Source organism: Neobacillus niacini, assembly GCF_000759675.1.
Lineage (GTDB): Bacteria > Bacillota > Bacilli > Bacillales > Cytobacillaceae > Neobacillus > Neobacillus niacini_A.
On the sequence record NZ_BAWM01000007.1, the window covers coordinates 41,392 to 55,357 of the forward strand.

At 42.0% G+C, this 13,966-nt stretch carries 14 protein-coding genes; 2 read left to right on the forward strand and 12 right to left on the reverse strand.

The features are described 5' to 3' along the window. Positions 1 to 39 precede the first annotated feature (39 nt). Together hemQ and gerQ are read left to right on the forward strand one after the other, a co-directional pair. The gene (hemQ, locus tag TR08_RS04075; protein ID WP_045515996.1) at positions 40 to 783 is read left to right on the forward strand and encodes a hydrogen peroxide-dependent heme synthase; all 744 of its coding nucleotides are present in this window, start codon (positions 40 to 42) and stop codon (positions 781 to 783) included. Between the two features lie 215 nt (positions 784 to 998). Then, entirely contained in the window at positions 999 to 1,448 is a 450-nt protein-coding gene (gerQ, locus tag TR08_RS04080) for a spore coat protein GerQ (protein WP_045515976.1), read from the forward strand. 42 nt (positions 1,449 to 1,490) lie between these two features. Here the strand turns inward: gerQ and TR08_RS04085 are convergent, their stop codons facing one another. The 12 genes from TR08_RS04085 to fdnG form a co-directional block, all read right to left on the reverse strand. After that, positions 1,491 to 1,862 (reverse strand): DUF423 domain-containing protein, encoded by a 372-nt coding sequence (locus tag TR08_RS04085; RefSeq protein WP_045515977.1) that lies wholly within the window; start codon positions 1,860 to 1,862, stop codon positions 1,491 to 1,493. A gap of 112 nt (positions 1,863 to 1,974) precedes the next feature. Continuing rightward, positions 1,975 to 2,262 carry a YwdI family protein gene (locus TR08_RS04090; protein WP_045515979.1) on the reverse strand — a complete coding sequence of 96 codons (288 nt, stop codon included), beginning with the start codon at positions 2,260 to 2,262 and terminating at the stop codon, positions 1,975 to 1,977. Positions 2,263 to 2,406: 144 nt separating this feature from the next. Next, positions 2,407 to 3,426: a thiazole biosynthesis adenylyltransferase ThiF gene (locus TR08_RS04095; RefSeq protein WP_045515980.1), complete on the reverse strand. Its 1,020-nt coding sequence runs from the start codon at positions 3,424 to 3,426 to the stop codon at positions 2,407 to 2,409. 381 nt (positions 3,427 to 3,807) lie between these two features. Next, the gene (moaD, locus tag TR08_RS04100; RefSeq protein WP_045515981.1) at positions 3,808 to 4,041 is read right to left on the reverse strand and encodes a molybdopterin converting factor subunit 1; all 234 of its coding nucleotides are present in this window, start codon (positions 4,039 to 4,041) and stop codon (positions 3,808 to 3,810) included. Further along, positions 4,034 to 4,498 carry a molybdenum cofactor biosynthesis protein MoaE gene (locus TR08_RS04105; protein ID WP_045515982.1) on the reverse strand — a complete coding sequence of 155 codons (465 nt, stop codon included), beginning with the start codon at positions 4,496 to 4,498 and terminating at the stop codon, positions 4,034 to 4,036. The genes moaD and TR08_RS04105 overlap by 8 nt, the downstream gene beginning before the upstream one ends. A 12-nt stretch (positions 4,499 to 4,510) precedes the next feature. Next, the gene (locus TR08_RS04110; RefSeq protein WP_045515983.1) at positions 4,511 to 6,433 is read right to left on the reverse strand and encodes a molybdopterin biosynthesis protein; all 1,923 of its coding nucleotides are present in this window, start codon (positions 6,431 to 6,433) and stop codon (positions 4,511 to 4,513) included. A 14-nt stretch (positions 6,434 to 6,447) separates the two neighbouring features. Further along, positions 6,448 to 7,680, reverse strand: coding sequence for a molybdopterin molybdotransferase MoeA (locus TR08_RS04115; protein WP_045515985.1), 1,233 nt, complete (start codon positions 7,678 to 7,680; stop codon positions 6,448 to 6,450). 21 nt (positions 7,681 to 7,701) lie between these two features. Beyond that, entirely contained in the window at positions 7,702 to 8,298 is a 597-nt protein-coding gene (gene mobA / locus TR08_RS04120) for a molybdenum cofactor guanylyltransferase (protein WP_045515987.1), read from the reverse strand. 15 nt (positions 8,299 to 8,313) lie between these two features. Beyond that, positions 8,314 to 9,123: a formate dehydrogenase accessory protein FdhE gene (locus tag TR08_RS04125; protein ID WP_045515989.1), complete on the reverse strand. Its 810-nt coding sequence runs from the start codon at positions 9,121 to 9,123 to the stop codon at positions 8,314 to 8,316. A 79-nt stretch (positions 9,124 to 9,202) separates the two neighbouring features. After that, a complete protein-coding gene (locus TR08_RS04130) occupies positions 9,203 to 9,925 on the reverse strand; it encodes a formate dehydrogenase subunit gamma (protein WP_045515991.1) in 723 nt (240 codons plus the stop codon). Continuing rightward, the gene (locus TR08_RS04135; RefSeq protein ID WP_045515992.1) at positions 9,918 to 10,748 is read right to left on the reverse strand and encodes a 4Fe-4S dicluster domain-containing protein; all 831 of its coding nucleotides are present in this window, start codon (positions 10,746 to 10,748) and stop codon (positions 9,918 to 9,920) included. Before TR08_RS04135 ends, TR08_RS04130 begins: the two co-directional genes overlap by 8 nt. Further along, positions 10,748 to 13,723 carry a formate dehydrogenase-N subunit alpha gene (gene fdnG / locus TR08_RS04140; protein WP_152597333.1) on the reverse strand — a complete coding sequence of 992 codons (2,976 nt, stop codon included), beginning with the start codon at positions 13,721 to 13,723 and terminating at the stop codon, positions 10,748 to 10,750. Before fdnG ends, TR08_RS04135 begins: the two co-directional genes overlap by 1 nt. Between the last annotated feature and the right edge of the window lie 243 nt (positions 13,724 to 13,966).

A 13,966-nucleotide genomic window follows, 5' to 3' on the forward strand; every position in this document is an offset into this window, starting at 1 on the left:
ATTGTAAATAAGAAGAATGATTATTTAGGAGTGATTTTAATGAGTGAAGCAGCTCAAACGCTTGATGGCTGGTATTGTTTGCATGATTTCCGTACGGTTGATTGGACAACTTGGAAGATGCTTTCCAGTGATGAACGCCAGTCGGCGATTCACGAGTTTTTAAGTCTAGTTGAAAAATGGAATCACACACAAGAACGTAATGAAGGCAGCCATGCTTTATATACAATTGTTGGTCAAAAAGCGGATTTCATGATGATGATCTTACGCCCAACAATGGAAGAACTAAATGAAATTGAAACAGAATTTAATAAAACAAAATTAGCAGAGTTCACAATTCCAGCGCATTCTTATGTATCTGTAGTTGAACTAAGCAACTATTTGCCTGCTGGTGAGGATCCATACCAAAACCCACAAATTCTCGCTCGTTTATATCCGAAACTTCCTAAAACAGCGCATGTTTGCTTCTATCCAATGGACAAGCGCCGTCAAGGCAGCGATAACTGGTATATGCTTCCGATGGAAGAACGCCGCAGTATGATGCGCAGCCACGGAATGATTGGACGTACATATGCTGGGAAAGTAAAGCAAATCATTACGGGTTCCGTTGGCTTTGATGACTATGAATGGGGCGTAACGCTTTTTGCTGAAGACGTTCTTCAATTCAAAAAGCTTGTCTATGAAATGCGTTTTGATGAAGTGAGTGCACGCTTCGGTGAATTTGGTGCCTTCTTTGTTGGCAACCTATTAGAGGAAGAAAGCGTAGCTCGATTCTTACATGTATAATCGCAATGTTCTCAGCTCATGCTGAGGACTTTTTTTGTAGAATTCCTGAGTCATATTTCCTCTTTCCTCTTCATACTAATAAAACAGCGAGTCTTAAGTTTTAGCTCCGAATCATCTCACAAACGGGACTATCCCGATTGTCACCATTCAGGGGTTCTGGGAGTAGGAATAGAATGTTCGACCTTTGGGTTAGTCATTTTTTAGGAGGGGAAAAGATGAATCAGTATTATAATCAACAAGGGTATCAGCCTTATCCAGCCAGACAGGGAGCAGCTACTCCATATCAAGGGCAAGGATTTTTTCCTGGCGGGCAACAGCCAGGGTTTCCACAACAAGGAGCACCAGCAGGGACTCCTGCAGCTTCACAGCAGCAGGCAATGCTGCCAATAGAGCAATCGTACATCGAGAATATTTTACGTTTAAACAAAGGGAAATTAGCAACCGTTTATGCCACCTTTGAGGGCAACAATCAATGGAATGCCAAAAAATTTGTTGGTATTATTGAAGCAGCAGGCCGGGATCATGTCATTTTAAGTGACCCACAAACAGGACAGCGTACTCTCATTCCAATGGTCGCATTCGATTATGCCACTTTTGATGAAGAACTCGAATATGAATATCCATTTGGAGCTGGACCTTCATTAGGTACTTACCCGCCAAGATAATAGTAAAAGGCATTGGAACTCAAGTCCAATGCCTTTACTATTTTATAAATCTTTTACTGTACCAATAATCATCAGAATCCATCCTGCTAGGAAGCAAACTCCCCCGAGCGGCGTAATCGCGCCCAATACTCCTACCTTCGTTAAGCTTAATACATAGAGACTGCCGCTAAAAAGAATGATTCCGATGAGAAATAACCAGCCGGACCAAGTAAAAAATGAACTAGCCTCAACTTTTCCAAGCAACAGTCCGATTACTAACAGCCCAGTTGCATGAAACATTTGATAGGTAACACCTGTTTTCCAAATATCTAAGTAATAGGGATCTAGCTTATCCTTTAGTCCGTGTGCTCCAAAGGCCCCCAATGTGACTGCTAAAAACGCATTTATGGCTCCAATAATAATAAAAGTCTTCATGTTTTCCCCTTTCTTACCCTTTTCTTTTTTAGCTGTGTTAAAAGTCTGTTGATTTCCGCTCCTATCAACAGAGTGAGTAAAATCGAAAATTAGCTTTCACACAGCCTTTTTATTAAAAGTCAAATAACGAATCGCCGTTTGCTTCATCTTCCATTTCTAGTTTTTTTGGTTGATTTAATGATACTGGCTGCTGAATGGAAGGCTGTACCGTTATAGGCTGATAGGCAGGTATAGGATTTAGAGGTGCTTCCTGTTGAATCTGCTTTTCATCTAGTATCAACTCGCATAATATTTTAATAGAGTAAACTTTTTCCCGCAAGTTTTCTTGCTTCGTGCTGTTTTTCGCCAGCTTTAATTCCTCTTCCATTTTCCTTAATAATTTTTCTACCGTTATATTCACGATTTATAACTCCTCTATTACATTCTCTATAACATCATACCAAATTCTCCAGCCAATTAGAAATTCGACATGTTTCACGTGAAACATGTCGATTAAAAAAAAATAAAAGCCGCCATTTTAATAATTGGCGACTTTCCTTAACGATTATCCTAAAATTCTTTGATAAATGGATTTGGCATGGGTTAGGTCTTTTGTGCCGTGAATGAGTGCACGACCGTCGTTGAAGATGACCATTCGCTCGCTGCCCATTTCTACTGATAAGAGATACGGATTCCCTTTTACGGCATATCCGAGTGTACTCAACTGCCCTGCCAGCTTCTCAAGCGATATTCCACCTTGAGTAGATGGCCGGATTTGGACCGTATCCCGACCGCACAAAACAGTGGTCTTTGTCATATTTTCCTGGTCTAAATAAGGATAGGTCCTTTCCTCGCCACAGGATAAACAGCCGGCAAATTTTGCTTTGCCCATTTTCAAGCTAGTATATTGGTTCCGCCATAAGTCAAAACTGACAAACGAAGTTCTAACTGCTTCCCAATCCTCGACTAGCATTTTAAGTGCTTCGGCACTTTGATGTGCAATAACCATTTGGACAGCAGGCGAGATAATTCCGCCGGTATCACATGTTAATCCCTGCATAGGTATTGTCCGCAACAAACAATTTAAACATGGCGTTTTTCCAGGAATAATGGAAAAACTCATCCCAAAACTGCCAACACATGCCCCATATATCCACGGGATTTGATACTTTTGTGAAACATCATTGATGGTCATCCGAGTTTCAAAATTATCGGTTGCATCAATGATGATATCAACATCCTTCACCAAATCCCCCAGCATAGAGGGAGTGGCGTCACCGATAATAGCTTTAACTTCAACGTCCGAGTTAATCGCCCTTAGGCGTTTTTCAGCCGCAGCAGCCTTCGGTAGCTTCTCGGCCACATCCTCCTCGGTATAAAGCTGTTGGCGCTGAAGATTGCTTGCCTCAACATAATCCCTATCAACTATCGTAAGCCTTCCAATCCCTGCTCGGGTAAGAACTTCTGCATTTCCAGACCCAAGGGCCCCGGCACCAATCATTAACACATGCTTCGAACGGATCTTATCTTGTCCTTCTTTTCCGATCCCTGGAAAGAGGACCTGCCGTGAATATCTATCGTCCATCTGTTTTCCCCTTTTCCAAAAATCCACAAATTATAACTTGTACTCAACTAAATTATGGTGACTACTACTTTCACTCTTTTTCCCGTATCGCAGTCATCAAGAGTTCTTCTTGGTGACCACTTTCCTTCTTTTTTACGGATTGCAGTCATCAAGAGCCCTTCTTGGTAACCACTTTCTTACTTTTTTCCGGATTTCGGCCATCAAGAGCCCTTCTTGGTGACCACTTTCTTACTTTTTTCCGGACTTCGGTCATCAAGAGCCCCTCTTGGTAACCACTTTCTTACTTTTTTCCGGATTTCGGTCATCAAGAGCCCTTCTAGGTGACCACTTTCCTTCTTTTTTTGGGATTTCAGTCATCATGAGCTACACCTAAAAACCCCATCAGCCGCCGCTTACTGGCGGGATAAAGGCAATTTCATCTCCGTCTTGAATGACTTCATCATCCTGGGCAAACTCTTCGTTAATGGCAGTCATCACGGTATCCACTTTTGGAAGATTGTATATGGCCGCCAATTCTGCTTTTAATTCCCCAACACTTTTGCCGCTTGCATCTAACTTAAGGAATTCTTCTCCGACTGCATCTCGTAAATGAGCGAAAAACAAAACTTTATTCATTCAAATCACTCTCCTCCGGCTTTCCACTTGGATAGGCGACCGTTTCGAGCTGGTTGCCCATCCACTCTTCCCCATCTTCCCAATGTTCTTTTTTCCAAATTGGGACGATTTCTTTAATCCTCTCGATTGCATATCGATTAGCATCATAGGCATCGGCACGATGTGGAGTTGAAACAGCGATGACAACGGCGATATCCGTTATATCCAACCGTCCCACTCGATGGGTAATCGCTACCTGAGAGCCTTCCCAGCGCTCTTCAATCTCCTTGCCGATTTGCTCAAGCTTTTTCACAGCCATGGCCTCATAAGCATCATATATTAAAAATAATGTCTTCTTACCCTTTGTTAATTCACGAACGGTTCCAATAAAAGTAGTAATCGCTCCTGCATTACGCTGAACAACCTTATCAATTACAGATTGGATATCAATCGGTTCTTTTGAAATTTGAAAATTCATGTTTACACCTCTTCAGACCAAATTCTTTGGCGCTGCATTTTCCACCACTTCATATCCGCCAATCTTTTCGACCTGCTGTTTAAAATTTGGTGATTGGATAATCTCAATTAACAGCTTGCCGCTTTCACTTTCATAAAAGCTTCTTGTCATCACTAGATCATATTCTTCATCGCCAACAGGCACAAAGTCCAATCCCATCGCTTTTGCGGCAGGGTAAATTCCAAGTCCTGCACCATGACTGTCACCATTTACTTCTGCAGCTACAGCTAGGTGCGAAAACATTTCTCGATCATAGCCGGTAATTTCTTCTGAGGAAATACCATTTTCCTCTAAGAGCATATCGAAAAGAATCCTCGTACCAGCACCTTTTTGACGGTTGACAAAGTTCGCCTTTTTTTCCGAAATATTTATAACATTTTCAATACCAAGCGGATTTCCTTTTGGTAAAATCCAGCCTTGCTTTCTTTTTAAAAACGGATAGAGTACAACATCAGCACCAGCTAATAGTTTCTTAACATATGAAATATTATATTGCTTTGTATTAGGGTCAAGCAAATGAATGCCCGCTACATGGGCCTCTCCTTTTCGAATCGCCATGATACCAGCCATGCTGCCAACATGTGCAGAAACTATTTTCATGTCTGCACGTAATCTTTTAACCTGTGATGATAAAAGATCAATGGTCAAATCGTGGCTGCCACAAAACATAATCGCATTTTTGATTTCCTCAAGCGGCCTTAATAACTCCACTTCAGCAAATTCACCTTGTTCATAGCCAATTACGTTGGCTGGTACGACAAGAAGGCCATCTGCTCTGACATATGACATGGTTACGCCCGCTGCTCTTGTAAGCGGATTGGCCACAAACTGTCCATTCACATAGCCGATATTCATTCGTACAAAGTCCTCAGCACCCATACCCGAAACAATTCGGCGGCCGAGCTTGACTGTTACGGTTTGTCTTTTTGGCTCAGGTATTTGCAAATATTTGCAAATAAGCGGGCGGACAAACCATTCTAGCGCTAAATAGGCAGAAACCGGATATCCCGGAACACCAACAACAATTTTATCTTTAATTTTACCTAAAATAACGGGTTTGCCTGGCCTTGCTGCCACACCATGAGTAAACACAGTCCCGATTTCGCCAATGATATGGACAGTATAGTCCTTAGAACCTGCAGATGATCCGGCATTGATGACGATAATATCGGAAGTCTCTGCAGCTTCCAGCAATACAGACTTAATCTTTTCAGGGTCGTCCTTCACAATCCGGTGCAGTCTTGGCTCCCCGCCCCAATCTTTTACAAAATTCGCGAATACCGTTCCGTTAAATTCAATAATTTCCCCTGAAGAAAGCTGTACGTCTGCCTCCACAAGCTCATTTCCTGTTGGAATAATCGTGACAACTGGCTTTTTAATAACCGGTATTTGAAGCTGCTGCCCAGCTAAAAGCACGCCCAAATCTGCAGGTCTTAGAATATGTCCTTGCGGGAAAAGCATTTCCTCCTGAACAATATCCTCTCCAATTGGACGGATATGCTGCCATGGTGTTGCCGGCTCAATAATTTCAAGCGTTTCTTCATCGATCATATCCACATGCTCAATCATAATGACGGCATTATAAGGAGCAGGAATGGCGTTTCCCGTATCCACAATTGAAAAATCTTTACCTAGCTTTAGCTGTAGTGGATTTTGTTCATGAGCGGTATATGTTTTTTCAGCGATCACAGCAATCCCATCCATGGCAGAAGCATGGTAATGAGGCATAGAGACATTGGCAAAAATCGGTTCAGCGGTTACACGGCCAAGGACGTCAGTTGTTGGAATTATTTCTTTTTCAAGGGGCAGCTGAAACGCCTCAAGAATTTCTCGCTTCGCTTCCGATCGGGGTTTGTCCTCTAAATATATTTTCCGTTTATAGCGTTTCTGGTCCATCTATTTTCCCCCCCTCATCGTGTTGCTATCACAGGTACATAGTCTCCCTGTGAAATACCCTCTTTTTCCGAACTAATCTCAACAATTCCATCACTTTTTACTAATGTAGTAATTAAACCTGATTTCCCGATGATTGGCTCCGCCCACCATTCTCCTTCTTTCTCAAACAAGCGGACACGAATATAGTCGGATCTTCCCGGTGCGGAAGGAATATTCTTGGTAATACGCGCAAAAATTCGATCTGGTTTTTTGTCGATTTTTTCGCCTTTTAACTTTTGAAGTATTTTTTCGCCAAAAAGCATGAAAATAATCATCGCTGATGCCGGATGCCCTGGCAAACCAATAATAGGTTTTCCATTAGCCATTGCAAGAATCGTAGGTTTCCCTGGTTTGATTGAAATGCCATGCACAAATACACCCGGTGAACCTAGGGATTGAATCACATCTGTGGTGTAATCCTTTGCCCCGACCGAACTTCCTCCTGAGAGGATTAAGCAGTCAACTTCATCATAAAACGATTGTGCTTTTTGCTGAAACTCTTGAAAGTCATCCTTTACGATACCGCCGTAGATAACCTCAACATTCCATTGCTTGGCAAGGCCATCGATCGTTAAAAAGTTTATATCACGGATTTGCCCTTCTAAAAGTTTCTCTGTTTGATAGGGAACAATTTCGTCACCAGATGATAGATAACCAACTTTAAGCTTACGATAAACCGTAACATGGCTAATTCCAAGTGAGGCAATTGCTCCTAGCTCCTGAGGTCTTAGCATCGTTCCTTCTGGAAGAAGAACTTCCCCTTCGCGGATATCTTCACCTGCACGAATAATATTTTCACTAGGTGCCACTGGTTTATACGTATTTAAAAGACCATCATGGTCTTCACAATGTTCAATCATGATCACGCTGTCACTGCCTGGAGGAATCATTCCACCTGTAGGGACATAAACTGCTTCCCCTTGACCTACAGGAGTCGCTGCCGACTCACCCATTTTCACTTCGCCAACTACCGTTAAAAATCCTGGCATTGAATCAGATGAGCCGTACGTGTCCTTTGCCTTAACGGCGTAGCCGTCAACCGTAGAACGGTCAAAGCCAGGGACATTTTCCTTCGCGGTGACAGGCACCGCCACTATATAATGAAGAGCTTCTTCGAGTGAACGTTCCTCCGTATCTGTTATTGCAGGAATCTTTTCTTCTATCATGGCATAGGTTTCTTCGACTGTTTTTACCTTGAAAAATTGCACTGTGCCTTACATCCTTCCTACCTAATCGGCTTCCAGCCACTTTTTTGCATCCTCATACTCATGGGGGTGATTCATATTGAAAAAGACACGCTCCATTTCTATGTTGCTATAAACCTGCAAATCTTTTTCGGTTACATAAAGGACGTTTAAATGATCAAGCAGCTGTTTAATTGGAAGACGTCCATTTTCAATACATTCTTCAATTTTATTTACCGTACTCTTTTGAAAAACCGCACATAAGGTTTGCATTTTTCCATTAATAACGGGTACTAACGCATCATAATGGTCAATCTTTTTCACAAGGGTTGCAGCAAGTTCTCCAGAAATAAATGGCATATCACATGCCACAATGAAATTCACATCATAGTCAGAGGCCATTAAGCCGGCGTGAAAGCCTGCAAGCGGTCCCTTTCCAGGATAGTGATCTGACACCATTTTTACTCCTAAAAATTGATAGGAATCTATATCATTGGTAACAAGAACGATATCATCAAAATAGACTTTAAGAATATCAACCATTCTTTCTATTGTCGTTTTTTCATTTAGTTTTAAGAGAGCCTTGTTCGTGCCCATTCTGCTCGATTTTCCACCTGATAAAATAATAGCCGCAGCTTTCATGAATAGCACACCTTCTTAATTTGTTTGTTTTACTTCACCGACAGCCTGATAACCTTGTTCTTGGGCTACGAAGTCTAGGTGAATGGTATTTAAGTCCAGCATGGCAGCAGATGGCTTACTGAGATATTGTCTTGTATCTATCACTTTAATATATCCTGAACACTTTTCGCAAACCTGAATTTGAGAGGAAGCGTCGCCTTCAATCGTTAAGAACTGAATGGCTTTGTGATCATCATTACCGCAGTGTGCGCATTCAATTCGTTTTGCATCCCAATGTGCTAAACAACGAGGGCATGTCATTACTTTTCTGCCTTCATCCTCAAGAACGGCAAGTCTAGCAGGTTCACCGCAAACTGGACAGCCCGCTCCATGAACACTATGAGTGATTTCGTGCTGGAGTTTTTCTGCTGTTAGCTGTAAGTAAGGTCGTAGTGCTGTTTCAGCAAGAAATTGAGGGATCCACTCCTCAAGTCCATGTTCCTCTGCAAAACTAGCAAAATAAACATTGTTAAAGGAAAAGGCTTCGTCAATCCAGCGAATCGCTGTTTCTTCGTTCAATAGAGTGCCGACACTAGCTAGCTTTGATTCAAGCTCAGGATTGTTTTTGGTTAAAAGTGCAATTATCTCCTCTATCCACTGTATGAATAGTGAAATATCAAAATTAATAGACGTTAATGCCGCAGCTGGAACTCCTGCTGACATCGCCGCTTTATCAAGGCTGGGAATAATTGATTCTGGATTAATGCTCTCTTTCCAATTCTCTTGAAGGGTTAAAATATCCTTCTGCAAATTCTGATATTCTTTAGAAACAACAGATTTTTTCATCGTTGTACACCTCTTTCAATTTTTAAATAAAGGCTGTCCAGCAAGAGACAGCCTTTAATGGTATTAACTTTTAACTAGATCAAGCGCCTTTTTTCTTTTTCTTTTTCTTTGTATGAGTTGGATCGTCTAATTTAGGGAAATTTCCTTTTTTGACTTCTTCATCATACCAGTCAGCATAGTGTTCTTTCGCCCACCAAGCAGGAACCTCACCAGTGACAACACCGGAGTATCCTGGTCTAGAGTTTTTGTGAACAACACTAAGATATATGTGTCCAACAATTACAGCAATGGCAAGACCAAAACCAACGTTATGAAGTAAATATCCCCATTGAACAACAGCTTTTGGGAAGTATTCAGAGAACCACATTGGAACGCCTGAACCAATAATCAGTATCGCTGTGAAAATTTGAATGATTGAATTGATCTTTTCCCCAGCGTTGAAGAAAGTTTGTCTTACGTGCTTGAAGTTAAAGCCGAAAAGCTCTTTCACAAATTCAGTAAAGAACTGAAGATCGCGTTTTTTCCATGTAACAAGTTCTTTCAGCCATAGCTTAAAGCCTTTGAAGTCAAAGATTACCCAGATAAAGGTCGGCAGTACAAAGGTAACTGCGAATATCCTATGAAGGAGACGTGCACCCTCAGGTCCGCCAAGAACGGGATACAACCAGTCGAAAAACTCAGTATACATAGGTAAAGCAGTGATGTAGAGGGCAAAGAAAGATATTGCATTAACAGCATGTGCCCAAACAAATGCCTTAGAAAAACGTCTAACTTTTACTGTCGAATTTTGAGGTTTACTCATGGCTGTCACCTCCGTCTTCATTTTTACCATTCTTTTTCTTACTAATAATTGTATTGGTAATAAAAGCTCCTACAACTGCCATTGTAGTTGCACCAATCATCATTTTTCCAATTGGCTGCGCATAGTCTTTCCAAATCACAGCAGAGGTTGGAACTTTAGGGTTTTCTGGCAATCCGTAAACAGATGGCTTTTCCGCCAGTACATAAACCGTATGCGTCCCACCTACACCTTGTGGATTATAGACCATTGCATTCGGGTAGCGGTCTTTAATTTGTTTAACACGCTCTTCTGCTTTCTTGATCATCGCAGCTTTGTCGCCAAACTCCATTGCTCCTGTGTGACAAGTTGTTACACAGGCAGGCTGTAAGCCTTCCTCAAGACGGTCTGTACACATCGTACATTTATTGGCTTTGCGATATTTATCACCATTTTTATCAACATATTCCTTAAGAGAAATGACTTCAAATGGACAGTTATTTACGCAATATCCGCAGCCTACACATTTTTCATGATCGATGACAACCGTACCAAAATCAGTGTAGCTAATCGCGTTCTCTGGGCAAACCTTTTCACAGGCAGCGTCAGTACAATGGAAGCATGCTGAGTGACGGAAAAGGTAGTCAAGATTGCCTTTTGAATTTTCATGCTCGATATATTGTAATACATTCCAAGTATCAGCAGTTGTTTTCGCATGTGACTGAGCGCTTCCTAAGAAGTCCTGTGGTTCTGCTGGAAGGTCATTCCAGTTTTTACAAGCAACCATACAGGCACGACAGCCATCACACTTGGTCACATCAACAAATTTTACATATTCAGTGGCCATTAGTCAGCCCTCCTTACGTCACAGAGGAATGCCTTATATTCAGGAATTGTTGTATTTGCATCCCCAATATGCGGCGTCAGGCGGTTTGCTGTATCCCCAGTTGCGAATCCTTTATATCCAAAATGCCATGGCATTCCGATTTGATGAACTTTTTTGCCACCACTTGTATGAGGCTTAAAGCGCTTCGTCACCATTGCGTACGCTTTAATCTCTCCGCGTGCTGAGCTGACAATGATTTTATCTTTGTTTTTAATACCCTTTTCTTTTGCTAACTCTTCGCTCATTTCCACATACATATGTGGTACAAGCTCAGATAGCCATTCCTGGTTACGAGTCATTGAACCTGACTGCCAGTGTTCACTTACCCGGTAGGTTGTTGCTACAATCGGGAAGTCTGCCTTGAAACCACGCTTATTGAAGTCACCTTCAATCACTACAGCTGCTGGGTTTAATTCTTGACTTGAGAAAGCATTTGGCATTGGGCTTTCAAATGGTTCGTAATGTTCAGGGAACGGACCATCATTTAATGTTGGTGCATACAGTAAGCCTACTCCATCTTTGTTCATGATAAACGGATCGGTTCCTGTTGGGTCTGTTGGAGCTTTGGTTGGTACGAAATCTGGTACGTCATGTCCAGCCCATTTCTTTTGAACATCATCCCACCAGATAACAGCTTTATCCTTGCTCCAAGGCTTACCGCTTGGATCTGCGGAAGCACGGTTGTAGATAATACGGCGATTCATTGGCCAAGCATACGACCAGTTTAAGTAATTACTCATTCCTGTATCTTTGTTGTCACGGTTTTTCGCACGGTTCTTACCTTCTTCAGGGTAGAATCCGCAATAAATCCAGTTACCCGAACAAGTAGAACCATCATCTTTCAAGTTTCCAAAACCAGCAATTAGTTTTCCTGTATTTACATCGTAGCCGTTAATTTCCTTACAAACTAGGTCAATATCCGGATGATGTCCTTCGCCATAGTTCCAATAAAGAGCATTGATTGGAGCAGCTGCAGGACCTGATTCATTTTTATAAAGTGCTTTAATTCTTGTTGCAAGCTCATGAATAATTTCAAGGTCAGCTTTTGACTCGCCTAGAGGTTTAATTGCCTGCCAACGGTACTGCATCCAGCGTGAGCTGTTCGATATACTTCCTTCTTTCTCGTAGGAAGAACATGCCGGGAGGAAGAATACTTCTGTATTGATCTTAGATGAGTCGCTGCCAGCTTCTTTATGCCAGAAGGCTGATGATTCAGTTTCCCAAAGGTCGACAGCTACTAACCACTTCAGGTTGCCTAGAGCTTCTTTTTCTTTTCCTGCATTCGGTCCCCCGACAACTGGGTTGGTACCAAAAAAGAACGCTCCTTCTAGCTCGCCTTTATACATCGCATTAAACAAGTTAATGTGTGAGTAGTTTTTATTACCTTTTGGAAGATTTTGATAGCCAAATTCATTATCCTTAGTTGCATTAGGACCATACCAAGCTTTTAAAAGGCTTGCAACGAATTTTGGTTTATTACTTTGATAGCCTGTTTTCGGTGTTTCCTTTGCATTATAGCCCTCAAGTGTGGCATGCTCTGGAATTGCTTTTGGTACTGCTAGATAGCCTGGGATCGAATCATATAATAAAGCGAAGTCAGTTGATCCTTGAACATTGGACTCACCGCGCATTGCATTAATACCTCCGCCCGGCATGCCTATATTTCCAAGTAGCATCTGAATAATAGCGAAAGCACGAACGTTTTGGGTTCCAACTGTATGTTGTGTTGTTCCCATCGCATACATGATTGTTCCTGATTTACCAACCTTACCAGTTGAACAGAACGCTTCACAAACCTTTACGTAATCTTCTTTTGGTGTCCCTGTTACCTTTGTAACTGTATCTACATCGTATCGTGAGAAATGCTTTTTCATTAATTGGAAAACAGAACGCGGATGCTCTAAAGTTTCATCCTTTACAGGAGTTCCGTCTTCATTTGTTTCCCATGCCCATTGCGTTTTATCATAAGCACGTTTTGCTTCGTCATATCCAGAAAAAAGCCCATCTTCAAATTTAAAGCTTTCTTTGACAATAAAGCTTGCGTTTGTATATTTAGCAACATACTCTTTGTGGTAAAGATTATTATCAAGGGCATATTTAATCATCCCGCCCATAAACGGAATATCCGTACCTGAACGAAGAGGAGCATAAACATCTGCCATTGACGACGTTCTTGTGAAACGCGGGTCAACAGAAATAATTTTTCCACCTTTATCCTTCGCCTTCGTTAACCATCTAAAGCTGATTGGATGGTTTTCAGCAGGATTTGCGCCCATAATCAGTGCACAATCAGTATACTGCAGATCATTCCAATGGTTAGTCATTGCTCCACGTCCAAATGAAGGTGCCAGACCGGCAACCGTAGAACTATGTCATATTCGTGCCTGGTGCTCTAAATAGGTGACACCAAGCCCTCTCATCATTTTAGAAAGCAGGTAACACTCTTCATTATCAAGAGCTGCTCCGCCAAGGCTTGCGATTGCCTCTGTCTTATTTACGGTTATGCCATTTTCAGTTGCAATAAATGATTTGTCCCGTGTTTCTTTCGTACGTTTGGCAATGGTTTCATACATCCATTCCCACTCTTTTTCTTCCCACTTATTACTGCCTGGTGCACGATAAAGCGGTTTCTTAATACGCTTTTCTGAAGTATATAACTGTCTAATTGTTGTTCCTTTACTACATAGCTTACCTTCGTTAATTGGGTTATCCGGATCCCCTTCCGTATAAACCACTGTGTTGTCCTTTGTATGGACTAAGATTCCACAGCCAACGCCGCAAAAGCAGCAAATGGTTGGTGTAACAGTTGATTTGGCAATTTTAAATTCTTTTGTGCTGGCATGAGCTTTTTTCTCATTAAAGCCGAGCTCAACGACTGCAAGAGTGGCGGCAGTAGCACCAGACAACTTCAAGAATTGCCGGCGGTTTAAGTTGATTTCAACCATTTTTCTATCTCCTTCCCAGAATTGAATAGAACATCCCATGAAATGCGGAAGCGCCTTGCCCAGGGGCGACAGGCATAAGACGAGCCGGCTAGAAGGTTGCCTTTTAACCTTCTGGACGGATTGTCTGAAATGTGGAGGCGACTGTTCTGGGACGAAGGCATAAGACGAACCCTGCAAGAAGGCGCTTTTTGCCTTCTTCAGGGGGTGGCTTATGACTCGAGTCCCAAGGAGCCG